This window comes from Arthrobacter sp. MMS24-T111, from assembly GCF_054888995.1.
In genome coordinates this window covers 48708-75211 of sequence record NZ_JBTZRO010000002.1, presented here as the reverse complement: position 1 = coordinate 75211, position 26504 = coordinate 48708, and the positions used below count along the sequence as shown (strand labels likewise).

Below are 26504 nucleotides of genomic sequence, written 5' to 3'. Positions count from 1 at the left end.
TTCCAGTTGCCAAGGGAAAAACTAGAAAGGGCACCACCCTGTCATTCTCGTCCGGGTGGCTCGTCAACCCAAGTAGGAAGGAGAAGATGCGGAATTAACCCAGCTGGAGGACCGCAAGGGCCCGCCGAAGGTAGGGGACCGGGTCGGCGTCATCACCAGCCGCCCATTGCAGCCAAGCTTCAAATGATGCCCCGGTAAGGGCGGCGCACAGGTACCGGGCGGTGTCATCAGGAATGCCCCCCGCAGCGAGGTAGGAGAGGGTCTGCTGACGACGAGTTCTCAAAAAATCCTGGCTTCGGCCCATCAGTTCGGGGTGTTCGGAGATCAATCGAAGCCTTCCTCGGGTCACGTCGAGGTCCGGGAGGGCAGCAATACCGGTAATCACGATTTCCCGGAGTCCGTCCAGAATCGCGTTTCCGGACCGGGAATTTGCAGGGGCTGACTCGAAGGCGGCAGCGGAGGCTTCTATTACCGGTCCCATTCCACCCCATACCAGGTCCGCTTTGTTGGCGAAATGGCGGTACAGGCTTTTACGCCCTACCCCAGCCTCGCGCGCGATGTCTTCCATCGAGGTCTGCTCGTACCCACGCTCGGCAAACATTCGCAGGGCAAGTGTGGCAACCGCCTCGGGGTCGATGCTCACGGGCCGTCCAGCAGGGCGGGCAGTGGTGACCATGTCATTCGAAAGCATCTCACCAGTATTCACCCTTCCATAATGACACAGCGTGTCGTATGGTGGATGGCATCATTGTTTAGCGTCTGAAAGGACAACATGGGCAACGAAGCCACGTGGCAGGAAACCATCACCAACAACCGGTTCGCAGGAAAGACAGTCGTCGTGACCGGCGCAGCGTCAGGGATTGGGCAGGCGACCGCCCTGCGCATTGCCAGGGAGGGCGGCCAGGTCATCGCCGCCGACATCAGCAAGGAACGCCTTGATGCCCTGGTGGAAGAAAACAGCGGCCTGGACCTGGTACCCGTCGCCGGCGACATCTCCACGGAAGAAACCGTGGCCGCTATCGTTTCGGCTGCGGGCGGACGCATCGACGCGCTGGCCAACGTCGCCGGAATCATGGACAACTTCGCCCCCCTCCACGAGGTGGACGACGAACTTTGGGACCGCGTCTTCCGGATTAACGTCACCGCCCTCATGCGCCTGACCCGCGCCGTGGTGCCGCTGATGCTGGAAGCCGGCACAGGCTCCGTGGTGAACGTTTCCTCCGAGGCCGGCATCCGCGGCTCAGCCGCCGGGGCCGCCTACACGGCCTCTAAGCACGCCGTCGTTGGCCTGACCAAAAATTCAGCGGTGATGTACGGCCCCCAAGGTCTGCGCTTTAATGCCGTGGCTCCCGGGCCCACCCTCACCGGCATCGTGGCGAACTTCGGATCCCAACTGGCCACTGAACGCCTCGTCCCGCTCATGCAGGCCAATATCCCCACGCCGGCAAGCGCCGCGCAGTTGGCTGCGTCCATCACCTTCCTGCTCAGCGACGACGGCACCAACCTCAATGGCGCCATTCTGGCCTCCGATGGCGGCTGGTCGGCGATTTAGCCCCAGCGGGAGCCGCTCTTCCAGGCTGATTCAGCCATGAGTAGACGTGCCATGCACCCGGCTTCAAGGGTGCATGGCACGTCTTGGAACAGGATACGAAGTGTCTACAAATCTGAGACGCATTACAGACTGGACGATCCTTCCAGGCGCGCGCGTCGAAATCCGGCAGCAGGGCTTCCCCGTGTGTACCGGGCACGTGGACGCGGTCACCGAGGACGGCAGCATCCTCTGGCTGACTGCCCCGGCCCAACAACGCAGGCTATTCGAAAAGGCCGAGTTCTACGAAGCCTGGGCGGCGGAAGACCGTGATGGCTTTCATTACGAGGTTTCAAAAGGTTAGAAAGTGCCGGAGCACGGCTAATCACACCAGCCTCTCCACCTGACGTCGGAAGAGTCTGCAAGGCTTTACGAAAATCCGCTACAAAGTATTCCGGGTGAGCACTTATATCTCGGGGGACGCCATGTGGCCGGGGTAGTGGTGACGCTGAGGGCTGCACGGCTTTCGGGCATCCGCGTCCATCGGGCCTTCTGAGCGTATGCGCTCTGAAACGCCGATAATGGCGATTCTGTAAGGCTGGCGAGTAGGGGAGTGGTACTGCCATTGAGTAGGTAGACGTCGCGATCGAGAACCCTGCGCCGTTAGTTGCGAGTCTTGATGGCAAGCGGGAGGTAGAGAAGCGGGCATTACCGGTAGCAAATCTTGCAGGTTCACCTTCAAGGTTTCTCGGGACACTGCGACCTGCCCGCTGACTGCAGGTAGTGGCAGGACCATCGTTCGGAAGCTGGGCGCGGGCAGCCTTGACTAGTCTTCTTCGGACGCGTCCAAGGATCGCGCCGGCCCCCGATGTCAGACTGTTGGAGTCAAGCCCGCTTTCGACTCAATAGAACCTTCCAAGGAAAGGAAGTCGCGAAGGGCTTCCAACTGCCCCAAAACCTCGTCGTATGTCACGATGCGAACGTTCGACAAGTACTCACGGTACAAATCAAACGACTTCTTCCTGTCATCAGTAGTGAGTTCTTTGGAGGCGTGTCCGGCAACAACAAAGCAGCGAGGGGCATTGCTTGCCCAGGTCGCATCGCCCGTCCGCTCTTTGGTTGCTGTCTCATAGCGCGTTAACTGAAGCGCCTGATCAAGCACCTGGGTTACCGCCTCGGCGATTTCAGACTGCACACCATAAACCCCATGCCGATATGGTCTCTTTTTCATAAGCTTCGTGGTTGGCTTCTTGATCTCAACCAGGGCCGCGTTATTAGTTAATGCGTTCTTGAATAAATAGTCGGCAATTTTCTTGCCTTTAGCCACTTTGGCGCCGTCGCCTATTGGCACTTGCGCGCCTACGAACGCCGTAGGGCCGCCGAACAAGAGTTGTAGGACAAAGACGTTTTCTTCAAAGAATTTCTGCCACCAGTTCTCATTGTGCCGATGCTGCAGGGCTGTATCGTACGCTCCTATGAGTCGCTCCAGATTCACCAGGTTAATGTCACGCTGAAGTCGCACCATTTTTTCAGGAGCCACCGACGCTATCTGTGCCGCATGCTTGGTCGTTGCATCGAGAAGCGTGTCCTGTTCCTCGATGTTGAGCGGCTCCTCACCGGCAGCGACCTTGGTCATCCACTTCGACGTAGTCAGTACACCGAGAGTAAGCTGTCGCGGTTTTAGGCCGAGCAATCCGGCCAGCGAATTGTGAACATGTGTCTCCTTCACACGGCGAATCCCGTGGTCACCACGACTCTTGATGCTAGCTAAGTCTCTTCTTAGCGAGCTGAACCTGGCGAAGCTGATGAAGAACGTATTCTGTTCCACCTTAGAATCACCCGAGCTGATGAACTCTATCGCGGTGCAGTTAGTCGACTCCTCAATGAGGTTTACAAGTACATCGCACTCTTTCGTGAGCCCAAGGCCGTACTCCGGGTCACTAATGAAACCGGCTGGCAACGTGTCTAGTATGTCTGCAACCTCAACATGCGGGTCTACATCCGCTGGCATGACTATGGCCCGGATTTTGGAGTACTTCGGACCCAAAAAACTTTCGCTATGAGGCCGGGTATCGGTTGGGTAGATTGTCATTTGGCGCTCAGATGGACTGACGTTGACGAGTGTAACCCCACCGTCCGACAGGAACTGCGCCGCTCCGCTTGCGGGGGAGGGAGCTTCTTTGGGAATGAAGCGCCCCTCAATGAGTCCATCTTCACTCCAGTGTGTCATCAGGGTCCCTCGGTCGCCGGGCTGTATCCCGTACTGCGCCATAGATAGTCAACTTTCTTCAAATAGGGCTGCACCCTCGGTTGGGCGAACTACTTCATCAACAGTCGGTTTAGCAGGCTCAAGTGAATGCCTGGCTGAATGGCGGCTGGCGACGGCGAAACGGGGCCGGGGAGAGGAGTCGGTGTGGAGCAACGCTGGTGGCGCGTCGCGCAGCAGCTGTGCCGCCGGTATGTCCTTGTATCAAGGAGTCCATCTCTTGACTGCGGGCCCGAGCGTCGGCCTACTGCCGGTCCGGAAGTCCAATCCAATTCTCGACAACGCGATCAATGTGTGCTGGCAGTTGGCTAAGTCTCTGCTTATCAGCCCACCTATTGATGAAGTCTGGATCGTTGCTCTTTGGAGCGTTTTGGATATCGCGGATTCGAACAGCCGCGGGCACGCCGGTGCTTACTCCGGTTACCAAGGCATGTTGCTGCGCGAGGCTAGGAAGCTGATCCAGAAGAGATCTTGAGCTGAGCGACGTCGCATGGCGTAGCAAGTTTTGGTCAGCCTCATGCGTCAAGCGGTGCGCGATTACTGTCCCGCACTGTGCGACTACCGTTTCACTAAGTTCACTGGGACGCTGGCTTGCCAACAACAGGGACAGTCCAAATTTGCGGCCTTCCTTAGCGATCCGTTCGAATACAGAAGCGGACCGGCCTCCTGCGCTGTTCGATTCGCTGCGTGCGGGGACAAATCGGTGCGCCTCTTCGAGTACGAGCAAGATTGGATGCTCGGCCCGTGGATCGCTTCTAACAGCGAAGTCGAACAGGATTCTTCCCAGCAGCGCGGTGACATTCTCCAAGACGTCACTAGCGACCAGGCTCAGATCGAAGATGGTGACAGACGGGCCATCATTGTGGTTGGCCGATTGTTCTTCATAGAGTTTTGCCCCTGGCCAGTCGGAGTCATCCCCTTCCTGTCGGGGGTCCGCCCCCATCAGCATCCTCAGGTATGAGCCCAACGGGTCGTAGTGGTTTTCTACCCGCGACATGAAGTCATAACGCCCATCTGCGAGGAGCCGGCTTAGCCGCATCTGTAGGGTTGCGACATACGCGGCGATGCGATTGTCGCCCGCTTGTTCCATGGTGACGCGGTTTGGCAGGAAGAAATCACAGAGTTCCTGCAGCGAGTAGTAGATCGGTGCATCGAAGTCAGGCGAGGCCTTCTCACTGCCAAGATTGAGAGCGCTGATCGCCTGAGAAATCTGAGCACGAAGCCCGTCGAAGAGAGTGTTGAGGGAGACGATCTGCTGTGCATCAAGCGGCGTCCACGGCTGCGGCCGGATGTTGCCTTGCCTGACCGTTTCACGCACCAGGCTCAGCATTGCGGTCCACTGGGCACTGCACGGACCTGAATTTTGAGCTTGTAATTGGAACAGTGCCTCGAGCGCGGATAGTTGCTGGGAGACTCGCAATTCGGCCTGCTTATCTGCGTAAAGTCCCTCGATAATGGTGATGGAGCTACGGACTGCCAGCAATCTGTTGACGTCAGAGCGCCCATCGGATTTGCTCGCCCGTGCGTCCGCAATCGAACGCTGCAGAATCGGGGCTTGAACTCCTTCACCGGCACGGAACAGCGCAAGGTTCTCTTCGCTATTCATAAACCAATGTGGCAGGAACAGGCCGTCCGATGCTCCCAGAGACGGCCCCAGTACCAGAGTGCGGGTAGATCGCCCGCGCGTAGAGTCATCACGGAACGATTGGGCGTACTCTCCGTTGACGTCGAATATGACGATGTGACCGTTAGGAATTGGTCGGTCAAGCAGGCCGTCGATTATTGCCATAACAGTGCATGACTTTCCTGATCCCGTAGACCCAACCACTGCGCAATGGTGTCCAAGGAGTAAATTTGCGTCTAGGTGAACGTCTTGGTCGGCCGCCACCGTCGAAGTTCCGAGGCGGAGCGCGGGGACATCACGAGGTAAGAAGATACTTTTCACCTCGTTTGGCGTCGCCGAGTTTACGGGAGCGTGTAAAGGCGGGTATCCAGTTAGTCCTGACTTGAATGCCCCACCTTCGAACCGTCCGACCACGGCTGCCTCAAGTTCGTACGCGCTCTGGTCGTCTTCGCTGCGGACAACTGACTCGCCGCTGGGTTCTATTCGTCGGCTGATATAAACGCCGGTCACGATAGCCACGACCTTATGGGCCCCCGCCGGCACAGTGACATAGGAGTTTACGACACCGACAGTATGGAGGCCGTCCGGCCCTACCTTGGTAAAGCCTTTCGCGCCGACATCCAGCGCGACCCGGAGCGTGGTGCTCTGAACTGCGGTTACGCGTCCTATGACGCCTACTTCAGGCACTGAAACCGTCCTCCGCTAGAGTTTTCGCGGTCGTCTTCCGGCCAATGAGCTCTAATGATTCGATAAGCTCGGAAACCGTTCGAGGGGATGCCACCGCGTCGCCCAGTGAGGGATCCGGCATAAGGTCTGCAAAGACGGTGAATTTTCCCGCATCACCTGTAAGTACCGCGATTCTTGCGTCGGCAGCCTGGGCAAGTGCCGATACTGCCGTCCCCTTCGTCTTGCGGCCATCAGCGTCGAGACGCTTACCGACTACGTCATCGGATCCCAGTATTTCTGCCATCACCGAAGGTTCCAGCACGGCGAACGGGTCGACTACCAGCACATTCAGGGCTGGGTTAACTGCCAGGCTACGCAACAGAATCCGATTGATATGGGGATCCGCAAAACCGTATCCAACCGCAAGGATGGCGGTATCGTCCTGCTGAACCGAATCGCCTAACTGCCGCATTAGGTCGGAGTATGGAAAAGCGAGTGTGTCACCTTCTTTTGCGGTGGTCGGGTAGATAAGAACCCGGTCATCACCTGAGGGGGCGCCGTCTGCAACTTGGTGCACTTCCAGTGATTCGACACCAGTAATACGGTCTCGTTCCGTTCTGGCACGCCAGTTCAAACTGCCGTGAATCTTATGGACGTAGAGAGCACCGTCGGCCCGGGCGATGACTTTCTGCGTACTCGTGTCTATCCGGTGAAAATCGAGCCCATAGAAGGACAAATTGAGTCTTCGTTCCACAGTCCCACTGAAGCCGTCGACGTATGGATATCCGAGTTCATCTAAGGCTCGCTCAATGACCAGATCGTAGTTGGTTGTAAAGATCCTGGGACGAGGTAGATTGGAACGCCGCGATCGAACCATCCGGGAGATAAACGTCCGGTGGGCCCGTAATGGGTCGGACCGGTAATCCTCGTCGACATCGTCCGCTTTTCCTGGGAGCTTGCACGCTTCAACAAGTGCGGAACCGATCTTATGCCGTAGTGCTTCGAGAGCATCGACGTTGAAAGTCTTAGCAGCCGCGCCTTCGCCGAGGGTAACCGTCCCTCCTTGAGTATGGATAGCTAACGCTGAAGCCAACTGCAGAGCGTTCAAAAGGCGTTCGAGATCACCGTTGTCCCCTGGGTTGACCAGCTTGAGTAGCGCCCTATCGGCATCGTTCACACTTCCCCCCGCGTTTCCGATCAACTCGACAACCTTCTCGTTATTCAGGTTGCGAGTCTGCGGTGACCCCAGGTGAAACGACGCTCCCGACCCAAGAAGAACCACTAGGTTATGAACCTGCAACAGGTTCGAAAGGTGGTCCTGAAGAATATGCCGGTCCGCCGATGTGACTTTCGATTTGATGCGTCCGCCGACTAGGAAGAGGCCCTGCACACCCTCTTGTTCATTCATCCCCATAGGCATACTCTCTCACGGGCTCGGCCAGTGTTTGAGCGCACTACTGGTACCTGACTTACACACAGGACCTGGTAGCTGGCGGGACAGAAGGTCCATTTTTGTCAGCGGCAGTCGATAATCTTTTTTCGGAAGCAAACCGAAATCGAGTTGGGGAAAGACGATGGCTGAACAAGTCGACGTGAACAAGGCCATAGAGGGCATTGGCAAGGTCTTTCGAAGCGCGTCGACGCAGCTCATCGAGCAGATTGACAGCGTCAGGGAAGCCGCCAAAGACACGGTCGATAAAATGGCAACGAAGACGCCGGACGCCTACGAGGAGGCCATAGCGGAGTACAACGCGGCCTTCGCTGCGATGAGCGACAAAGGGCTTTCGCTCCTGCGCCAGCGCGAACGGTCAGCCGACCTTATCGAGTTCGTCGAGGTGTTGGTGAACAGCATCGCCAACACCCCGAAATCGTTCGAGACGTCCTTCGGCGAGATTGGGGATTACAAGGCCAAGTTCCTGGATGCGGAGGAGTTCGCCCGGAAAGACCTGGAAGCTGCTCAGCGGTCTGCTGCCGGTGCCGGCGCTGGGTTTGCCGCGGGAGCTGCAGTCGCGAGCGTTGCGCCGACGGCCGCGATGTGGGTCGCCACCACTTTCGGCACTGCCTCGACTGGTACCGCCATCTCCGCTCTCTCCGGAGCCGCTGCTAGCAACGCTGCTCTTGCATGGCTTGGAGGCGGAGCATTGGCTGCCGGAGGTGGAGGCACCGCGGCAGGAGGCGCATTACTGGCGTTGGCCGGCCCCGTCGGTTGGACCGTCGCAGGAGCAACCCTCCTCGCCTCAATCGCGCTGTTCGCAAAAAAGAAGTTCGACAATCTCGCGGCAAAGCAGGAGGCGCTTGCTGCTGTAAAGCGCAACACCGCGGCCGTCAAAAGCGATGATGCAAAGATCGCCGACCTCCTCCAGAAGACCACCACGCTTCGCCTAGAGCTGGTGAAGTGCTACGGCGAAGCACTGCCGTACTTTGGCGCCGACTTTCGTTCCCTCTCCGATTCCCAGCAGCAAAAACTCGGCGTCCTCGTGAACGATACGAAGTCGTGTGCAGCACTGCTGAACACGCGCATAGAGCGGGATGCGACTGGTGAATGACCTGCCGAAGTTGGTCAGGAGCAATCAGGAGCAGGCAGTCGCTTCATGGGTGAACTACCTCAATCAACTCCGCATCGACGACCTGCTGAGCTCTTTCAGGCAGCAGGACGAGAACCTGCTGAATGCACTCACCAACATCGATGAAGCTATTCGGAAGATTGACCTTGAGGTGGTCACAGCCAACCGCGGTGGACAGCACGGGATGCACGGCTTCATCGCTGAGATCGCGGAGGTGGGTATCTCCAATGCCCGGCAACAGATACTGGGCCAGGCGCCGGTCTACCAATGGGTGAACGACAACGGGCCCGTGGACCTGATCCGCTGCGGGGTGGAAATCCAGCAGAAGTTTGTCGCAGCAGGTGGCAGCTTCTCCCTAGGAGCAATTGCCGAGCACCTCCAGAAGTATCCCGACTTTGTGCAGAACGGCGGGAAGTACCAGATACCCGCTGATTACTTCGAAGTGATCAAGGAACTGTACTCTCTGCCGCCGGATGAAGTAGGAAAGCTACTGTCGCGCAGTGGAGACGGCCCCTCCTTCAAGGACTGGCAACGAATCGATGGGTTTTTTCAGGAGGGATCCATCGGTATCGATGCACTCGAACCATCGACGCTCAAGTACCACGAGGTACAGAGGGGCGCTTACGAGTCGACCATGGCGGCTGAGGAAACCTACCTCCGTTCTACCGACAAGGCGCTTCGTGACAACGCCTATCAGGAGAGTCTGCCAAACCTGGAAGAAGGAGCAAAAGCCACACTTGCAGCCGCCGTGATTGAGGGCGGTACAGCTTTCGCGCTGGCAGTGGCCGCCAAGCGTCGGGAAGGTAAGCGACTCAAAGAGTTCAGCGAGCAGGACTGGCTCGACATCGCAGGAGAGACCGGCTTCAGCTTCGTCAAAGGCGGAGTACGCGGCCTCAGCATCTACACGCTGACGAATTTCACCGCCACATCAGCGGCCGTCGCGAGCTCAATTGTCACCGTCGCCTTCGGTATCGCGGACCAGGCGAATAAGCTCCGCTGTGGCGAGATCGACCAGCTGGAGTTCATCGAGAACTCAGAAGCTCCTCGCTCTGGAAGCCGCGGTGAGCGCACTGTCTTCTTTTGTCGGCCAGGCGCTCATCCCAGTTCCAGTACTCGGCGCCGTTATCGGCAACACGGTCGGCACAATAATGTACAAGGCGGCCGCAACATCCCTCTCGAAGCGAGAGGCCGAGCTGATCGAACGCTATCTCAGCGAGCAGCGCATGCTCGACGATCAGCTCTCCGGCGAGTACCAAGAGCTCACCGAGAAACTGGACCAGGCCATGTCCGACTATCTCGGCTTGCTCGAACGAGCCTTCTCGCCTGACGTGCAGGTCGCGCTCATTGGATCAGCCGAACTCGCACGACGACTGGACGTACCTGCAGACGAGATCTTGGACTCCGACGAGAAGGTTCACGCCTATTTTCTCGACTAGTTTTTGCGCTCAATCATCAGGTGGTCCTGAGTCCTCGCCATTCTTGTGCTGACTGAATGTCTAGAAGGGCCTCTAAATGCGCTGAGTGGGAGGAAGTTACTTTCAATGCATTCCATTCGCGTGGCGGAGATACTGATAGACTGTTTCCCGGCTGATTCTGTAATCGCGAGCGAGGACAACTTTTGGGATCCCGCTGCCGGCTCGTTGGACTAGCTCGGCGGCCCGTTCCGGTGTCAGAGTTTTCTTCCGGCCCTTATACACCCCGCGCTGTTGAGCCAAGGCAATGCCTTCACGCTGGCGTTCCCTGATCAAAGATCGTTCGAATTCGGCGAAGGCGCCCATGACCGAGAGCATCAGGTTGGCCTTGGGGGAGTCTTCGCCGGTGAAGACGAGCTGTTCTTGAGGAACTCCACCCGCACTCCACGCTTGGTGAGTCCCTGCACCAGGGCGCGGAGGTCATCGAGGTTGCGGGCCAGCCGGTCCATGCTGTGAACGACGACGGCGTCGCCCTCCCGGACGAACCGGAGCAGCTCGGTCAGCTGCGGCCGCGCGGTGTCCCTGCCGGAGGCCTTCTCGGTGAAGACCCGGTCAAGAGCAAGCGCCTCGAGCTGGCGCTGCTCGTTCTGGTCAAGGGTGCTGACCCGGACGTAGCCGATACGCTGACCGTTCACGGCAGGCTCCAAACTGTAGGCGTGTGAGAACGAGTGTCGGCTCACCCCGCGACCACGTCAAGATCCCCGGACGCGGGAAACAGGTCCGCCCGGGGGAGCGGCTGGATCCGCGGACGGGAATACCGTCGCGGTGGTGTAGGTTGCTCTCTGGCCAGGAAAACACCCGCCGAAGAAATTGAAATGAGGACCACCCAGTGGCAGCCGATTACGACGAAGTCTGTGCCGACGTCAAGGAATCACAAGACAGCTCCCTGGAGGCCCTGAAATCCGCCAGCGCCCCGGATGCCCGCAGCGTCGTCACCGAACTCGACGAAGCCGACGCCCTCGATGGAGGGCTGACCCCGGGCGGGGAAATCGTCTCCGAGGAACTCATCGTCCAGGTCATCCCACAGGTGCGGACGAGTTCACCTGCTCATCCTGTTTCCTGGTCCGTCACCGGTCCCAGCTGGCACGCGAAAGTAACGGCCGCTCATATTGCATCGAATGTGAAGGCTGATCCGCTACGCGTCGACGAAGGCTTCCACGAACCTAAGAGGAGCCCGAAAAGATGCATATGATGCAATTCGCAGCCTTCAAGCGGGAACGGCACTTATCCGTCTGAGTCCTATTGCTGGCGTTTCACCAGATTAGGCGCCCGCTATGGCGTGGCGGTCGCCTCAGCTCAGCCTGCTTCATTGACGAATCTGTCGCCGGCGTATTCTTCAGAGGGAGAAGTCGGCTGCGCGATAGCCATGTTAGGTGTTTTGTCGTGCGTGGTATTTGGGGGATGACGTGGAGGGTGAGAGTGGTGGCGGCCGAGTCAGCCTGAGCCCGCGCGTCCGGATCGCTGTGAAGGTGTTCCTGCTGGCTGTGCTGATCATTCTTTCTGCGGGCGTTGCCAGCGGTGTTCTGCCGTACTCTGTTGTGGCAGTTGCGATAACGGGGCTCCTTGTGGGCCAGTTCTCCACCGCGGATCGTAAGCCCCCGGCCGACGTCAAAGGACGTCTTGGCTGGTGGAAACGTAGGGAACGTGGAGCTTTCTATACGGCCTGGTGGGTACTAATACTGCTCGCCGGTGTCCTGATCAGGACGCTTTCCGTCGGCGGACTGGACTGGCGAATAGCCTTGATAGTAGGCATCATGGCTATCCCTCTCTGGACCATTCTCCGCAAGCCTCCTGAGCGTCCATGGGACCCTGGCCGGCTTACAAAGTAGTGGCTGGCCGACCCGCCGGGGTGATAAATGCTTCATGCATGGGTCTTATCCGGGCGAGGTGAGCTTTGTCGCGGAGCCGGCCATCGGGACGCCGGCGTCGGCGGCGTGTTTGTGGATGACCTGGTAGCTGTAGCCGAGTGCGTTTGCGACCAGGGTTGGTGGCAGTTCCTCTATGAGGCTTCGCAGGGCGGCGTTCCGGGCGCCTCCGAGATCGATCCCGAGGGCGCGGAGTTGGCCCATCATCGCGTCGGCGTGGATGTGCTGGCCCGGCAGGGTGCCGGGGAAGAGCCACTGGCTCCCGGCGTTGCCGGTCTGTTGGTTAGGCCGGTCGTGCAGGTAGTCCCAGAACATGGGGGAGATCTGGGCAGGAACCAGGACGGGGATGTTGCCAAGGCTCAGGTGCAGCCCTTCGGGCAGGGCTTGCAGGTCCGTGCGTTTCAGGGCGGCGATCTTGCCGACCGGCTGGCCAAAGAGCAGCAGGATTAGGCCCGCGACCCGGAAGCCCAGGGGCGCTGCCGTGGAGTCGATGCAATGCCGGATGAGGGCGAGGCGTTGCTGTTGGGTGATGAGCGGCTTGGTGGCGGCGTAGCGGTGCGGTATCTGAAGCCTGCCGATTTCCTTGTTCTTGATGTGCCAGACGAGGAAGGTGCGGATGGCGTATCGGGTCGTGGGCCCTTCGCTCAGGTATTGGTTCAGGTGCGTCTGCCTCAGTCCGTTCAGGGTGAGTCCGTGCTCCGCGTAGAGCCAGGCAAGGAATTTTCCGGTTTCGGTGATTTCCTGTTTGGCGGAGCGGACGGCAGTGTTCAGCGACTTTCCTGGGCCGGCCATTTGGCGGAGGCGTTTGAGGTGGTGCCAGCGGGCGAACCGTTCGATTGGCGCCTGGATGTGTGGTGTTTCGGAGAGGTCCTGGATGCGGGCCGTTAGCCACGCTTCGAAAGCGGCGAGTTGGCGGTCGCGGTCCGGGAGCATGCCGTGGTGGACGAGCAGTTCGCGAAGGTATTCCACTGAGCGTGAGGCGGGCAGAGCGTCGAAGGATTCGTGGGTGAGGGCGATGCTTCGGGTGCCGAGACCGGTGAGGAGTTCTTTGGTGTTGGCCCCGCGCACCCAGGTATAGATGCTCTCGGGCCTTGCTGCGCCGGCGAGTACTCCGATGAGGCGTTTGAGGCTCAAGTCCGGGGGAGTGCGGGGTTGGAGCAGGGCGTCCAGATCGGTTCGGAGGACGCAGCGGATGCAGTGGCCGGCGCGGAATCGTTCGGTTTCGGTGCCGCAGCTCTCACAGGTCATGTTGGTGGTGATGCCCGCGCAGTCTTTGCAGATGTCGACGCCGTCGGCGGTCCTGCCGGGGAGCAGTCTGTCTTTCCCGCAGTCGGGGCAGGTTCCGTGTGTGCGCAGTGCGGTGGTGAAGCAGATCCCGCAGACTGGTCCGTCGGGCCAGGTCACGCGGATCTTGGCGGCCATGCGTCCGCATCGGGCGCACCGGTGGCCGCCGTGGGACCGGGGCCGCCCGCGGGTCCCGGGTTTAGTCGTCGTCAAGGATCCGGGCCCTGACAGGTTTGTAGGCGTCAGCAAACCTGACCACGTTTTCCCCGGAGGCGGCGGCCTGTTTCTGGCGTTTGGTCCTGGCGTCGGTGGCCGTGAAGGTGAAAAGCTCGTTTGCCTCCACTCCGAAGATGTCGCAGAGGGCGGCCAGGAGTTGGAAGGAGATCCGTTCGGGGTTCTGGCTGACCATGCGGTAGATCTGTGACTCGGAGAGGGTGATGCCTCTCTCGCGCAGTGGTGCCACGAGTTCGCGGGTGTTGCGCATGCCGTGCCGGGCCATGAGCTCCCGGGCCCGCCACCGGTATTCGATGTCGCGTTTCATTGTCTTTCCTCCTTCGGCCCGACGGCCCTGTCAATCATGCCTTCCAGCACACGGTTGAGCTCACTCGTCTGGTAGTCGCTGGAGACGGCCGTATAAAGGGACGTCGTTGAGGCGTGTTCGTGGCCGACCTGCCGCTGGACGAAGGTGTGGTCGAAGCCGAAGTGCTCGAACAGATGGGTGACGTAGGACCGGCGCAGGGAATGGATGTCCAGGCCCGGCGGATAACCGAGCTCATCGATGTAGTCCCGAAAGCGGCGGTGCAGGTTGGACTTGGGAACCGGCAGCCCGGTCGCCGTGGGAAAGACGTCCGACACCGCCGGCGCCAGCCACGGCAGCCCGGTCCGGATCCAGGTATCCACGACGGATGGGGACCAGTCAAAAACCGTCAGCACGGAGCGTCGCTTGGGTGGTGATCCGCGCTGTGCCTTGCCGTATCGGACCTGCAGGACACCGAACTCGCCGAACTGCGGGGCACGGCGGTTCCGGGAAAAGTCCACGGTCTGCAGGTGCGTGACCTCGTTGGCCCGCAGGCCCCAGGCATAGGCCGTTTTGAACAGCGTGGCATCACGGTAGGCGGCGACCGCCCCCTTTCGTTCCGAGGCCAGGACCCGCTCGACCTCGAGGTCCGCCAGATCGAAGAATCCCTGCAGCTCGACCCTGCTGAACGGCCGCTTGGCAGGTGCCTGCTCGTTGTTCTGCGCGTGGCGGGCGCGGTTGAATTCGGTGATGATCTGGGCAGGGGAGCGGCCGAACCCCTGAAGGCAGAGGCGGTCCCATTCGTAGACAGGATCGGTCAGGAAATCGCAGAACACCTTTAAATGCGTCTGATAGGCCCGGATGGTGGCAAACGCCAGATTCAGGATGGAGCGCTCGTGGGCGAAGAAATCGTCGGCGTCACCGACAGTCCAGTCCCACGGAAAATGCCCGGTGTGATCCACGAAACGCCGGACCAGGCTTTCACGTCCTCGGATCGTGCCGACCGTGAAGTTCCGTGCCAGCTGCTGCCGCTTCCAGCCCGTGAGCATGTCCTCGAACACGGCGTCCGCAGAGAATGCACCCTGACGCAGCGGAAGCCTGATCAGCTGGCCCTCCCAGGGGTCCATCACGCCTCCGATGCATCTGCAAATAATGCTCTTAGAGTGCATAAAATGCGAATCGGTGTCAAGGAAACCCCGGAAATCGGCGAAATCATCAGCCTGCACGGCCCCTGGATCCCGTCGACTGTTCGATGCGCCGGACCGACGCCCGGCGCATCGTCGAACAGGCCCGGATCCCTGTAACGGCAAGGATTTCAATGGGCAGGAAGTCGGAAACGGGAAGGCGTATCACCGGGTCCCAATCTGCAAATTCTGCAATTGGATCACTTCAGCTTTACATAACCTATATTATCGGCGTTAAAACCACGGGAGTAGAAGTGGATGCACGAACTCCCGTCTCCTGACGGAATGCTGATCTTTTACGGGCCCCGTTCAAGCGCCGTAGGCTGCGGGAAAGGCCCGCAGCCTACGCAACGAGGGAAGCGACACAGGGACCAGGACCCGCTCAGTGCCTGACCCCCTCGATCCGGCTTAGAGTTCGATGTATACCGCCGAGTGTGCAGCAAGCCACCCGGACGCGGAGGGAATCAACGGGATTTGCCGTCGCGCGGGGAGCGCACTGATATCTACGGGCGATGCCCGATGGTTTACGATGACTGCGCTGTTTCCGAAGAGCGCAGTCTCAACACCTCGGGTCGGGCGCATCAGGGCGGACGGGGAGATGCCGATTTCGTCATTGATGGGTGTCGTCTCCAGAAGTACCAGGGGGTGCATCTCACTCCGACCGTAGGCGGGAGGGACGATCGGCATAGTGCGGCGGGAGTACGCGTAGCCGTACTCGAACCCGAATGACAACACTTTCCCTCGACCGACGGGGGTGCGGAGGATGGCCGGTCGGCCCGAATCAATGTACGAGCCTACGTTTTCACCAGCAGACGTAAAGGCCGAGGTCGACCACCCGTGAGGGATGAGATCCTCGTGCCAACGTATGCAGTCGAAATCCACGGCTTCTTCACTGATTCCGAATACGCGCTTGGCGAGTAGGCATCCCGCTCCGTGCATCATCGTTCCGCCTGCCTCCACGAACTCGCGGATCGCCTTTTCAGCGGCGCTGGTGTCCGTGAGACCGTAGAGCGAGTCGGTGGGAACGACCAGATGTTGGTAGTTCTGCAGGGCGCCGGCGGCGACTTGGTCTGGATGGACGATATCGACATGCCAGCCGAGATCGGTTAGCTGCTGGTACCACCCGAGGAGGTCCATTCGGTGGCAGCCGCCTTCGTCCAGCTCCAGCGGTTCGTAGAAGCTCATTGCCGCGGGGAAGAGAAGCGCGACTTCTTGTTTACGAGGCTCTTGGAGAAGCGGTATTACCTCGGCTGCCCAACGTGTGCCACGGCGTAGGGAGTCTTTGAATACGTCGTCCATGCGGAACAGGACGCCGCCGTCGTCGAGGCCGCTGTACCCGTAGGTGTGGAGTCGTTGCGCGCCGGCAGCGACCTGTGAGGCGATCGCTTCTGCCGGCGGCACGGTTCGGTAGACGTCCTCATTGATGTGGCGGCCCAGGTAAAGCCCGCCAGTAAACGGACGCCCTTCGTTCGCGGTTCGGGCAATCGCACCCTCGACACTAAGAACGGTCGCGTCGGGACGGTTCTCTGCATTCAGCGGCGCCGCAATGAACAACACACTGTCAACGTGCTTGGCCAGCCGGTAGACGTCCAGAGCACGTTGTCCGGTTTGCCAGTCTGGTTGCCCGGGAGGGTTGAAGAAATAACCCCACTGGTGCAGCACGGGTTCGACGAACAGCTGCGGATCCATAGCCTGCCAGTGCTCACGCATCGTCGCGAAATAGTTGACCATCACTTCACCCAAATATGTCTGGTTATCGACCCAGCGATAGTAGTCCGGGGTTTGCGCGAGGAAATCGTTGGCCGTCGGCAGGGCACACCCGACCCAGTTCAGTTCGTCTGGTCGGAGCCAGTAGTCCGCGGGAAGCAAGCTTTCGAAACTGCCGGCGATCACGTCATAGCGGCGAGACAGTTCGGCTATGTCACCGTTGTAACGCTGGCTGAGCCAATCCAGGTAGTGCTTTCTGCCTTCCTCGTCGAAGCTTGGCTTGGCGATCGGGTCGAACATCGTCTGCATCACGATCTTGCCCTCGCTCGTGCGACGCATGCCCGCTCCATAGAGGCGCAGGAGCCCGGCAACGTGCTCCACCATCGTTGCTTGAGCGACGGGTGACCAGTACTTGTACGTACCCATCGGTTGACCGTTGGGGAGAACTGCTTGTTCTCCCCGCACAGGGGGCACGTCGCGGATATTCGGGTAAAGGTTGTCGCCGCATAGGTAAAGCGCGAGGCACGTGTAGTCCAGGCCGTGCTTTGCGGCCTCGCTCATCATGAGTTCCTGCGTGGCTACGTACTGGCTGGATGGTTCGCCTCTGTACCGCGCGAAGAAGTCCTCCCAAGGCTTAGAGTCGAGGTTCACGGAGTTGAACCCGAGACCCGCGACGTCTGCGATACCGTTACGAACTGCGTCGGCGTCGGAGTAGAAGGGCTCGAAGAAGTTTCCAAACCACATGCTGATGAACGGGCTCGGGGTGTGGGCTGTTGGCATCTCAGTCTTTCGGTCTCTAGTTTGGATGCGATTCCGGTACGGGGGCGCGGTATCGGTGGATAAATCGTGGGCGTCGTCCGGGCCTCTTCAGCCCTCTGGATCCGAGAAATGACGTACAAGCGTGAAGCGCTGGACCTCCGGTGCAGAAGGCTCTCTGGGTCTGTGAATAACACGGGTTGTGGCCTGCCTCCGCGTCAGGGGTAAGGCATGCCTTGATGGGTGCCCCACCCATGTCGACGGGGGCACCCATCGGGTTCCACTGGCTCATGCCCTTTCAAGTCGTGGCTGTCCCTGGTGAATGTGACCGGATGATCAACTAATTAGGTTTCACATATGGTGTACCCACAGGGGACTTCCGGATCAGCCTGTACCGCGAACTCTCCGGGGGCCAACCGTGTGATTCTGATACCTTGGCGCGTTGCCAGGGCCTCAGGGATGGTGGCGTCGACGGCGGCGCTCAGCGCGGCTTCGAGTTCTGCCGCATCTGTCGCTGATATCCGCCTGGCCTGCGTTGGTTGGGCCGCTTCGGTGCAGGTCATGGGCGGGCCGACGGATCGAACAATACGACGGTTTCCCCGGGACCAATCCGTCGCATCTGCGGGAGAGCTGTCTTTTGTCCGGTGACGCAGTCGATCCCTGTTCCTGTTGCTGGGCACTTATAGTCGAAGCTCTGGTCGCTGGTGGTGTTCATAGCAACGTGGTAACCGGCGTAGGAGAGCCGATAGAAGGGGGCACGCCCCGATTCGATGGCCTCCACACCGAGGGCGGTGGCGCCGAGCTTCGGGTCCATGCCTTCCGGCGTCCGGGCGATCGGAAGCTCCTCGCCGGCGTACGCCTGATGGAGGGCAGGACCGGGAGGGGCGAACCCACCGGGCCGGATGCCGTTACCGTCGCTGTCGTTGATGGTGTAGTCCCAGCAGACCCAATCCTGGATGGTGAACGTCCCCACCGGATTTGCAGACCCAAACTCAACGTCGCAACGGACGGTTGCACTCCTCTCGGTATCAGGCCGCAACAGGTGGACCCGTGACCACCGGTTCACCGCCTGCCGCGCCCGCCAATAGAGTGATGCGTACAGAACCTCGTCGCCGCGCTTCACTGCAATCACACCCGTGGTGGGGTCGGCGAAAGCAAAATCGGGACGTCCCCATCCCGCGGGGAGTCGCTCACTGCTCGGGGCCGCAGCCTGGAAAGCCGGAAGGTCGTGCATGACGAACCGGGCAGCCGTGAGCCCGATCCTCGCCGATGTATCGGTATGCAGGAGGGCGAGTGCAGGCCCAAGTTGTCCGTCTTTGACCATTTGCTGAGCCCAGCCGACAAGTTTGGCGCTCGGGAACGCGGCCGTTGCCTGTAGCGGGGTGACATCCTTGTCTGTAGGAGTCACATAAACCACTTCACCGGGGTAGTGCTCATTGCGCCAGCCGATGATGGATTCGAGCCGCATGACCCGGTGGCCTTCCTCATCGAAACCTTCGTGCCTGAACCATCCACGGGTAAGGAAGAGCTGCTCCACCCGGGCCCGCAGCTTTTCATCGTCCCGCTTGATGGCGCCCGTGGTGACGGCTTCATACATGGCCACGAGCAGATCGGCAGTGATCTCGCCGTAGCCGCCCACATAGCCAAGCTCGCGACTCAGGCCCTGCTCGCTGTAGATGTAATACTGCCTTCCCAACTTCCACTTCTTGCTGCCGTCGGCGTTTTCTCCACTGGACAAGGGAAGCAGCCCAACGGCCTCATAGATCCACTCGCGGGCGCGTTGCTCCGGCCACGCGTCCGCCGGTGAGAGCAGTTCCAGGCCCTTGTTGCAGAGATAGACTCCCAAGCTCGTGAACTGGACCTGGTTGGTGTAATGCCGCTGGTTTTGCCGCCAGTACTCCCGGCTTTCGACGAGCATCTCGCGGTACGCAGCCTTCCTCAGCGGGAGTGTGCCCGACGTTGGGGGCGTACCGTTGACCAACTCAAGGGCGACGTCATCGAACCACGCTGTTCCGGTTCCCTCGACCCTAAGGTCGATGCGGATGCGGGCTGCCCCTGCCGGGGTGGGTAGCTCCGCCGTGATCTGTTCCCAGTCGTGAGTGCCGGTGGTTGCGAAGAACTTACGGTCGGACTGCACCACGGCGCCGGCAGAGTTGTAGAAGAGGACATTCATGTAGGCGCCGGGGGCGGTGGCGTCTGCTGTCTTGCACCAGGCAGAGATACGGTAGGTTCCGCTTCCTACAAGGGGCCGGCTGTTACCGGCAAGGGTGACGCCCACGACGCTGCCGGTTGAGCCGTTCGGGTTCGCTGTGGCCTTGAGCGAGCTCTTGCCGGACCTTCCAACGGAAGGGTCCGCAACGACGGAGCCACTCCCCCGCCATGTGGTGACAGTCCAGCCTGCTGTTCCGGCCTCGAATCCGGGGTTCGGGACCAAGGTGCTTCCCGGCGTGACCTGCTGGTCCAACAACGGTTGGATGTCTCCCCAGAGTGTGTCTAGTGCAAGCGCGACGCGTCCGAACCCAAGCCACTGCTGGCCGGACGCAGTGAGGACAGCATTATTCGCTTTCCACGCCAAGTAGGTGGCGTCAATTGCTTCACAGATCTTGGTGAGCGTCAGCGGCGAGTTGAAGGCGGGGCTCTCTTTCCACTGGTACCCATGGACGAGTGTCATCCACGCCCAGGGATCGAGGGACGCCGGTGGCTTGGCGTAAAACAGGGCGTTCTGGTCTGCCAGCACCCGCTCGCGGACACGTTGGATGGCATCTTCCGAATCGTCCGGGCGGACACCGCGTTGCGACGGTGTCCCGAAAGGGTCATCGGGCGCCGGAACGAAGAAGGGATCGGTATGCGTATAAGCGGCGTAGATGGGACGGGACGGACTGGTCATGGGCTTGTAGAAGCTTGTTCCGTCGCCGTAGGCCCAAATCCTGCCCAGGGAGCGGATCTCCACCTCCAGTTCCGTCCGACCGCTGGTGAGCTTTTCGGGCAGCGGGATGGTGTGGAGATAGAACATCCCGGCTGTCCGAGGTGCCAGGCTCATCTGATCCAAACCATCCACAGGTCCCTGATCTAGCCATCCGGCAGACTTCCCGTCAATGAAGAGCTGGAGGCGCCACTCCTGCTCCTGTGCAGCAAAGTCCTCGCCCCAAAGCTTGAGCGAAAGGTACGTGGTTTTCTCCGGATCCACCATCATGCGGAAACGCAGCGTGCCACCCCAGGAACCCGCCGGTTCGGTCGGGTTGAGGACCCGTGCCGGCTGAGACAAAGCACCGGTCAAAGAGGACGACAGGGAGCTGCCCACACCGTGGGCAGTTTCCGAAGCGGGGTTGCCCAATCCGAGACGGTCCAAGGGAAGAGACCCACCGGGTGCAGCCTTGGCTGCTCCCGCATCGGTCAAAGTCCAGATGCTCGCTGTGGCCAAGGCCGCTGAGGCGGCCTGTACGAAAGTGCGACGGGATAATTCGGTCATGCGGGCTCCTTTGGCCGACAAATCAAGGGATAGGGCGACGATGCGGGGCTGAACTGCCCTCAGATGCTGACCACCCTATGATATCGATTTCAGAGATTCAAGTCACAGTTAGGTTTTCTTTTACGTTGTGAGTTGGAGGATTTACCACCTTCAAGAAAACGCGGGGCGCCCGCTCCTGAGGCACACTTGTGTGTCTTGATTGAAAGCTGGCCCTCTTTGGCCGGGCAGTGCACGGTCGACAGGGAAACAACGACTTGATGCAGCTCATTCGCGGCGATGTTGGGTCTCCGGACTTCGTCACTCGCCCCGGCACGCAGGGTCGGGAGCGCATCAGTTGCATGTGACATTAGGACGAAGGTCCTGCCGGATGCTGGGTCCACCGCTACAACTGCAAATGCTGCGGTCCTGCCCCGCCACTTGGTGCTCCAATTCGACAGGACAGCCCTGGACGCTGGAGGTTGAATCGAGAACTGACAATGTCAAGCTGTTGAGTATGAAAAGTCCCTCTTAGCTGGAGGCCTGCCCGGCAGGAACAGCTTCGACCGCTGGCAGTTGACCGTCAGGCAGCTGCGGTTGTGACGTCACCAACGAGACATCGCTGAATTCTGCGGTCCAAGCGTGTTCAGCTACGTCTACCGTGGCAACGCCGGCGAAAGCGCCCGTGAACCGCAACAGTCCGGCGTGATCGTCACTCTGCTCGCTGATATCCACTGGGAGGTCGAGGGGTGTCCATGACGATTCGTCCAGTGAGGCATATGCGCGCACTCTCGCTCCTTCGAAGGCGATCTGCAGATGGACCGGTCCGGCGGGGCCAGGGTCGAAGTCCAGGACGGCACGTGAGGCGGAGGTTGCGTTTCTGCGCTCGATGGCCAGCAGTCTTCGTCCTTCGTCGGAGGCCGTGAGGTGCCAAAAGATGTGGCTGGTTGTGTCGTAATAGGCAACGACACCGGCCTGATGTGCCGGCTCCGTCGGGGCGGCATCCACCGTGGCCTTCAACCGTGCAAAGACGGAAGTGAGCGGGTGCGCGACCAGTGATTGGGTATGTGTCGAACGCAGGCTTTCCCGGCCGGTAATGCGGAGGCTGTGTCCAGGGTTCGTTGTCCACTGCAGCCAGGACTCGTCAGCTGGGACACGGAGAGTGTGCCAGCCCTTGGCGAGGGAATGCGGAGAAAGGACCTGGTCGGCCGCTGCGGGGACTGCTGTGGCTGGGGCCGGAAGGGACGCGGGAGCCCGGACTGCCAGCGCCGGATGGTAGCCGCCATGAGAAAGCCGCAGCCATCCGTCTTCGGTCCAAGTGACCGGCTGCAGGCACGTTTCGCGGCCGAGCGGGCAGACCGCGCCTTCCGCTGCTTCCAACGGCCGGGACGCGAGATGAACGAGGTACCACTCGCCGTCGGGGGTCGAGACGAGCTCGCCGTGGCCGGCCTTATGCAGCCCGCCGGAGGGCCCGGATTCACCCTTTCTCGCTACGTCGAGCGGGTCCAGGTCCCTGGTGGTCAGGACGGGAACGGGGTCTTCCTCGTACGGCCCCCACAGGTCGCGGGAGCGGGCGAGTCGTATGCCGTGGTTCCAGCCGGTGCCGCCCTCCGCTAGAAGCAGGTAATACCACCCGTTGCGGTAATACATGTTCGGGCCTTCGATGAGCTCCGTTGACGTGTGCACCACGCGGGCGGAACCGAGACGCTCGAAGGTGGAGGGGTGCAGCTCCTGGACCTGGATGCCACCGAATCCGGGGTTGCCGATGCGGTGGTCCCACCGCAGCCCAAGGAGATAGAGCCGCCCGTCCGGGGCGTGGAAGAGCGATGCATCAAAACCACGTGAGCCCACGTACACGGGCGTGCTCCAGGGCCCATCGATGGCTGGGGCGCTGGTGATGTAGTTGTCGACGTCCTTGGTCTGGCCCAGTGTCCGCACAATTGTGAAAAGCAGCCGGTACTGCCCTTCGTGAAAGTATAGGGAGGGTGCCCAGATACCCCCGGAGTCGGGCACGCCGCGCAGGTCCAGGTGTGTCGGGTCGGTGAGTGCGTACCCGGCCGGTTGCCACGTGACCAAGTCCTCTGAAGTGTGGAAGCGGACTCCGGGGAACCATTCGAAGGTACTGGTGGCGATGACATAGCGGTCGCCGGCGCGGATGATCGTGGGGTCGGGATTGAATCCCGGCAGTACTGGGTTGCGGATCACCCGTGGGTCTCCTTTGGTAAGCGGTGTGGCAGGGGGATGGACGTTTCGCGGAGGCGGGGCTTGCCGGGCATGCTCTCCCTTCATCGACCGTGTCGTTGTGAGGTCGGGCATGGCTGCGGCCGTGACGTCTTCGTGGAGTGTCCCGGCAGCAATCCGGCCGGGGTTCGCGGCGGGGAACCGGGTTCCCCGCCGCGCCCTACTTCAGTGCGCCCAGGGAGACGCCGGTGCGCCAGAACCGCTGGAGGGCGATCATGACGATGGCCAGTGGGATGACCGAGAGGAGAGAACCGGTGATGACCAGGGTGTTGAAGTCATAGACACTGGCGTTGCTGACCTGGCTTTGCCGCAGCCAGTTGTACAGGCCCAGGGTCATGTTCCAGTTCTCCGGGCTCTGCAGCATGGTGATGGGGAGGAAGAACCCATTCCATGCGCTGACGAAGGCGAGCAGGAAGATGGTCGCGCCTGCGGTGGTGAGCATTCGCAGAACGATCATGAAGAAGATCCGGATCTCGCCGGCCCCGTCGATGCGTGCCGCCTCCAGGAGCTCGGCCGGGACTGCGCCTTCGATATAGACCTTGGCGAGATACACGCTGAAGGGGTTGATGAAGGTTGGAATCAGCACGGCCCATGGTGAATCGATCAGGCCAATGTTGGAAAAGAGGAGGTACAGGGGCAGGGTGAGCATGCTGTAGGGCACCAGGAAGGACGCGATGACCAGCCCCATGGACAGCGAACGTCCCGGGAAGGAAAAGCGGGCCAGCCCGTATCCTGCGGCTAATGCCACGAGGGTGCCGACGGCGGCCCCGACGCCTGCATAGATGATGGAGTTGGCGGTCCAGCGCAGGAAGATCCCGTTTTCGTACGAGAAGATATCGGTCAGGTTTTTGCCCAGGTTCCAGTCGGCGAACCACAGGCCGTTACTCAGGAGCAGGTCGCGAGTGTTTTTTGTCGAGTTGACGATGAGCCACCAGATCGGTGCAACCGAGTAGATGGTGAAGAGGGCCAGTCCAATGAGTACCAGCAGGCGTGTGCGCCGGGACTGCCGGGCGTCGCCCGAGTCATCTTCCAGGTTCCGGATGCGGGTGGTTCGCTTCGGGGCTTTTGGTGTGGCCGGACGTTCCCGCCGGTCCTTGGCTGTGTTCGAGAGCAGCGCGTTCACGCTGACCTCCTGTTCGTTAGGCGGTAGAAGAGGGCGGAACTGAGACCGACGACAAGCGCGAGGATCACCGACAGCGCCGCCGCATATTGGTAGTTGCCTTCGGTGAATGCCAGGTTGTAGATCATCATGATCGGGGTGAAGCTGGCTGTGACTGTTTCCGGTGAGCTGACGCGGAAGACCAAGGGCTCGGCGAAAATTTGCAGCATGTGGATGATGGACAGCATGCCTGTCAGGACCAGGGATGAGCGGACGTAGGGGATCTTGATGGACCAGGCGATCCGCAGTTCTCCGGCACCGTCCAGGCGGGCGGCCTCGAAGAGGTCCCGGGGCACGGACCGCAAAGCACCGTACAGGATCAGCATGTTGTATCCGATGCCGGCCCAAGTGAGCAGATTTCCGATGGAGACCCAGAGCAGTTCAGGTGAGAAGAAGTTGACGTCTGTCCCGAACGCTTGACCGATCTTGGTGAGGGGGCCGAGGCGCGGCGAGTACAGGTACAGCCATACCAAGGTGGCGACAATGGCGGGGATCATGTACGGGACGAGCAGACCGACGCGGAAGAAGCGTGCTGCTTTGCCGGTCATCATGTCCAGGAACAGTGCCATGAGAAGGCTCAGGAACAGCATGATGGGGATCTGGACCAGGGCGAAGACACCGACTCTGGCCATGGCGGACCAGAATTGTTCGTCGGTGAATCCTCTGATGAAGTTGTCGGCTCCGACGAAGGCGAGGAAGGAGCCTCCCAGTCCGTTTCCGGATCGCCGGACGGCGAAGAATGCCTGCACGAGGGCGTAGATGAAGGGGGCGACGAACACAAGCAGGAACCCGGCGAAGAACGGGACGGTGAAACCGAATCCCTTCAGTCCGCTGAGGCGCTGCCATCCCATGGCGCGGGGCCGCGGGGCTGCGTTGCCGGTCGTCGAGGGTGGAATCTTTTCTTTGCTGGCTGCGAGGGCCATGATGTTCTCCAGTTTCGAGCGGGTTCTGTCTGCCTGTGACAGGTGGTGTGGTCCGTACGGGAGTCCGTCGCGGACCACACCTTCAAGTCCCGGCGAATCAGTGGTTCAGTACGGTGTATCCCTGCTTCTTCATGTCATCCACAACCCAGGCCTGCAGCTGCGGGGCGATTTCCGTTGCCTTGATCTGCCCTGCTACTGCTTTGCCCCAGAGGTCCTGGAGTTTGGTGAAGGCACCGGCGTAGTCAGGTCCCCAGGTCCAGTCGGTGGCTCGGGTTTGAACGGCTTTCTTCACGACAGGGTCCCACTGGTTGATGTTGTCGCCCAGGAGGGCCTTGGGGGCAGAGGTGGCGATGTAGGGCGAGGGATCCGCGACGGCGGGGAACCAGCCAAGCCCGGTCTGAGGGCTGGCCAGGGCGGCAACAGAATCGGCATTGGTAGAGAGCCAGTGCGCTGCAAAGACGGCAGCATCTTTGTTCTTTGTCTTCGAGTCCACGGCGTAGACGCGGGTGAAGGCCGCATTCACAGTGTCCTGTCCCTTCCAGGCAAGGTTGGGTGCCGGAACCCACTTACCCAGACCAGTGGTCAGGTTCGCCTGCATACCCTTGGTCTGCCAGGTTGAGAGCTGGCGGGCGGCGATCTTGTTGTTGTTGTATTCCTGCATCATCGCCGAGTACTCGGCGTAGGAGATCTTGCTGAAGAGGCCGTTTGAGAAGGCTTCATCGAAGTATTCGGCCGCGCGGCGGGTTTCTGGGGTGTCGATATTGACGTTCCAGCCGTCGTCCTTCAGCTCCCACCACTTCGCCCCGGCTTCCCACGCCATGTAGGTGTAGGTTGTGGGATCTTCACCTGCGACGTTGAAGACGGAAATGCCCTTGGTTTTGAGTTTTTTGCCTGCCTCAAGGAAGTCCTCGTATGTGGTGGGCAGGGCGATCCCGTTCTGATCAAACACCTCCTTGTTGAAAAGCGTGAAGGTGGGGATGTCCGACGCGGGGATGCCGTACTTGCTGCCACCCAGGCTCACAGCGTCAAGAGTTGCCTTCGCGTAGTCCTTTTCGATGCTGGGGAAGTAGGGGGCGAGGTCTGTCGCGATGTCTTCGGCGATGTAGCCGGCCAGGTCCGCGGTTTGAGTGGCAAAGATGTCCGGGGGATTTCCGGCGGAGTGGGCATTGCGGACTGACTTCGCCAGATCTGTGTTGGGTGAGAATTCGATTTTGATTCCCTGGTCCGCGTGCTGGGCGTTGAAAAGGTCCACTGCACCCTTCATTGCCGCGTTGTCGTTCCAGAGGGTCAAGGTGACGTTCCC

Annotated in this window: 18 protein-coding genes and 2 pseudogenes; 6 read left to right on the top strand and 14 right to left on the bottom strand. The window is 60.3% G+C overall.

What is annotated here, in order from left to right; translation table 11 throughout:
* Positions 1 to 94: 94 nt before the first annotated feature.
* Positions 95 to 691, bottom strand: coding sequence for a TetR/AcrR family transcriptional regulator (locus ACX5I6_RS20275; RefSeq protein ID WP_461841827.1), 597 nt, complete (start codon positions 689 to 691; stop codon positions 95 to 97).
* An 81-nt stretch (positions 692 to 772) separates the two neighbouring features.
* Between ACX5I6_RS20275 and ACX5I6_RS20270 the strand changes: the two genes are divergently transcribed.
* Both ACX5I6_RS20270 and ACX5I6_RS20265 read left to right on the top strand, forming a co-directional pair.
* Positions 773 to 1552 (top strand): SDR family NAD(P)-dependent oxidoreductase, encoded by a 780-nt coding sequence (locus tag ACX5I6_RS20270; protein ID WP_461841826.1) that lies wholly within the window; start codon positions 773 to 775, stop codon positions 1550 to 1552.
* Between the two features lie 100 nt (positions 1553 to 1652).
* A complete protein-coding gene (locus ACX5I6_RS20265) occupies positions 1653 to 1892 on the top strand; it encodes a hypothetical protein (protein ID WP_461841825.1) in 240 nt (79 codons plus the stop codon).
* A 507-nt stretch (positions 1893 to 2399) separates the two neighbouring features.
* Here the strand turns inward: ACX5I6_RS20265 and ACX5I6_RS20260 are convergent.
* The 3 genes from ACX5I6_RS20260 to ACX5I6_RS20250 all read right to left on the bottom strand — a co-directional run bounded on the left by ACX5I6_RS20260 (position 2400) and on the right by ACX5I6_RS20250 (position 7498).
* Positions 2400 to 3758: a Shedu immune nuclease family protein gene (locus ACX5I6_RS20260; RefSeq protein ID WP_461841824.1), complete on the bottom strand. Its 1359-nt coding sequence runs from the start codon at positions 3756 to 3758 to the stop codon at positions 2400 to 2402.
* Positions 3759 to 4038: 280 nt separating this feature from the next.
* On the bottom strand, positions 4039 to 5739 hold the full coding sequence (locus ACX5I6_RS20255) for an ATP-binding protein (RefSeq protein ID WP_461841995.1): 1701 nt from the start codon (positions 5737 to 5739) through the stop codon (positions 4039 to 4041).
* A 358-nt stretch (positions 5740 to 6097) separates the two neighbouring features.
* Complete coding sequence (locus ACX5I6_RS20250; protein ID WP_461841823.1) at positions 6098 to 7498, bottom strand: SIR2 family protein; 1401 nt, start codon at positions 7496 to 7498, stop codon at positions 6098 to 6100.
* Between the two features lie 160 nt (positions 7499 to 7658).
* Here ACX5I6_RS20250 and ACX5I6_RS20245 point away from each other — a divergent pair, with 160 nt between their 5' ends.
* Both ACX5I6_RS20245 and ACX5I6_RS20240 read left to right on the top strand, forming a co-directional pair.
* On the top strand, positions 7659 to 8630 hold the full coding sequence (locus tag ACX5I6_RS20245) for a hypothetical protein (protein ID WP_461841822.1): 972 nt from the start codon (positions 7659 to 7661) through the stop codon (positions 8628 to 8630).
* Entirely contained in the window at positions 8623 to 9975 is a 1353-nt protein-coding gene (locus ACX5I6_RS20240) for a hypothetical protein (protein ID WP_461841821.1), read from the top strand. Before ACX5I6_RS20245 ends, ACX5I6_RS20240 begins: the two co-directional genes overlap by 8 nt.
* A 211-nt stretch (positions 9976 to 10186) precedes the next feature.
* On the opposite strand, the pseudogene ACX5I6_RS20235 reads toward ACX5I6_RS20240, so the two are convergent.
* Positions 10187 to 10755, bottom strand: a pseudogene (locus tag ACX5I6_RS20235) (recombinase family protein).
* A 194-nt stretch (positions 10756 to 10949) separates the two neighbouring features.
* Between ACX5I6_RS20235 and ACX5I6_RS20230 the strand changes: the two are divergent.
* Positions 10950 to 11251 (top strand): annotated as a pseudogene (locus ACX5I6_RS20230) (DUF4193 domain-containing protein).
* Positions 11252 to 11994: 743 nt separating this feature from the next.
* Here ACX5I6_RS20230 and ACX5I6_RS20225 read toward each other — a convergent pair.
* The 3 genes from ACX5I6_RS20225 to ACX5I6_RS20215 form a co-directional block, all read right to left on the bottom strand.
* Positions 11995 to 13407, bottom strand: coding sequence for a site-specific recombinase (locus tag ACX5I6_RS20225; protein WP_461841820.1), 1413 nt, complete (start codon positions 13405 to 13407; stop codon positions 11995 to 11997).
* Positions 13408 to 13468: 61 nt separating this feature from the next.
* Positions 13469 to 13810 (bottom strand): helix-turn-helix domain-containing protein, encoded by a 342-nt coding sequence (locus ACX5I6_RS20220; RefSeq protein ID WP_461841819.1) that lies wholly within the window; start codon positions 13808 to 13810, stop codon positions 13469 to 13471.
* Positions 13807 to 14913: a tyrosine-type recombinase/integrase gene (locus ACX5I6_RS20215; protein ID WP_461841818.1), complete on the bottom strand. Its 1107-nt coding sequence runs from the start codon at positions 14911 to 14913 to the stop codon at positions 13807 to 13809. The genes ACX5I6_RS20220 and ACX5I6_RS20215 overlap by 4 nt, the downstream gene beginning before the upstream one ends.
* Before the next feature lie 45 nt (positions 14914 to 14958).
* On the opposite strand from ACX5I6_RS20215, the gene ACX5I6_RS20210 reads away from it, so the two are divergent.
* Complete coding sequence (locus tag ACX5I6_RS20210; protein WP_461841817.1) at positions 14959 to 15090, top strand: hypothetical protein; 132 nt, start codon at positions 14959 to 14961, stop codon at positions 15088 to 15090.
* Between the two features lie 288 nt (positions 15091 to 15378).
* On the opposite strand, the gene ACX5I6_RS20205 is transcribed toward ACX5I6_RS20210, so the two are convergent.
* From ACX5I6_RS20205 to ACX5I6_RS20180, 6 genes are all read right to left on the bottom strand, one after another.
* Complete coding sequence (locus ACX5I6_RS20205; RefSeq protein WP_461841816.1) at positions 15379 to 17457, bottom strand: beta-galactosidase trimerization domain-containing protein; 2079 nt, start codon at positions 17455 to 17457, stop codon at positions 15379 to 15381.
* Between the two features lie 535 nt (positions 17458 to 17992).
* On the bottom strand, positions 17993 to 20473 hold the full coding sequence (locus ACX5I6_RS20200) for a carbohydrate binding domain-containing protein (RefSeq protein WP_461841815.1): 2481 nt from the start codon (positions 20471 to 20473) through the stop codon (positions 17993 to 17995).
* 936 nt (positions 20474 to 21409) lie between these two features.
* Positions 21410 to 23083, bottom strand: a complete 1674-nt coding sequence (locus ACX5I6_RS20195; protein WP_461841814.1) for a family 43 glycosylhydrolase — start codon at positions 23081 to 23083, stop codon at positions 21410 to 21412.
* 196 nt (positions 23084 to 23279) lie between these two features.
* Entirely contained in the window at positions 23280 to 24242 is a 963-nt protein-coding gene (locus ACX5I6_RS20190) for a carbohydrate ABC transporter permease (protein ID WP_461841813.1), read from the bottom strand.
* Positions 24239 to 25201, bottom strand: coding sequence for a carbohydrate ABC transporter permease (locus ACX5I6_RS20185; RefSeq protein WP_461841812.1), 963 nt, complete (start codon positions 25199 to 25201; stop codon positions 24239 to 24241). Before ACX5I6_RS20185 ends, ACX5I6_RS20190 begins: the two co-directional genes overlap by 4 nt.
* Positions 25202 to 25298: 97 nt before the next feature.
* Positions 25299 to 26492 (bottom strand): ABC transporter substrate-binding protein, encoded by a 1194-nt coding sequence (locus tag ACX5I6_RS20180; protein ID WP_461841811.1) that lies wholly within the window; start codon positions 26490 to 26492, stop codon positions 25299 to 25301.
* Positions 26493 to 26504: the final 12 nt, after the last annotated feature.

Coding starts and splice junctions, on each gene's coding strand:
- ACX5I6_RS20275 (WP_461841827.1), bottom strand. CDS start 691: ATGCTTTCGAATGACATGGTCACCACTGCCCGCCCTGCTGGACGGCCC.
- ACX5I6_RS20270 (WP_461841826.1), top strand. CDS start 773: ATGGGCAACGAAGCCACGTGGCAGGAAACCATCACCAACAACCGGTTC.
- ACX5I6_RS20260 (WP_461841824.1), bottom strand. CDS start 3,758: ATGACACACTGGAGTGAAGATGGACTCATTGAGGGGCGCTTCATTCCC.
- ACX5I6_RS20250 (WP_461841823.1), bottom strand. CDS start 7,498: ATGGGGATGAATGAACAAGAGGGTGTGCAGGGCCTCTTCCTAGTCGGC.
- ACX5I6_RS20245 (WP_461841822.1), top strand. CDS start 7,659: ATGGCTGAACAAGTCGACGTGAACAAGGCCATAGAGGGCATTGGCAAG.
- ACX5I6_RS20225 (WP_461841820.1), bottom strand. CDS start 13,407: ATGGCCGCCAAGATCCGCGTGACCTGGCCCGACGGACCAGTCTGCGGG.
- ACX5I6_RS20220 (WP_461841819.1), bottom strand. CDS start 13,810: ATGAAACGCGACATCGAATACCGGTGGCGGGCCCGGGAGCTCATGGCC.
- ACX5I6_RS20215 (WP_461841818.1), bottom strand. CDS start 14,913: ATGGACCCCTGGGAGGGCCAGCTGATCAGGCTTCCGCTGCGTCAGGGT.
- ACX5I6_RS20210 (WP_461841817.1), top strand. CDS start 14,959: ATGCGAATCGGTGTCAAGGAAACCCCGGAAATCGGCGAAATCATCAGC.
- ACX5I6_RS20205 (WP_461841816.1), bottom strand. CDS start 17,457: ATGCCAACAGCCCACACCCCGAGCCCGTTCATCAGCATGTGGTTTGGA.
- ACX5I6_RS20200 (WP_461841815.1), bottom strand. CDS start 20,473: ATGAGCCTGGCACCTCGGACAGCCGGGATGTTCTATCTCCACACCATC.
- ACX5I6_RS20185 (WP_461841812.1), bottom strand. CDS start 25,201: ATGGCCCTCGCAGCCAGCAAAGAAAAGATTCCACCCTCGACGACCGGC.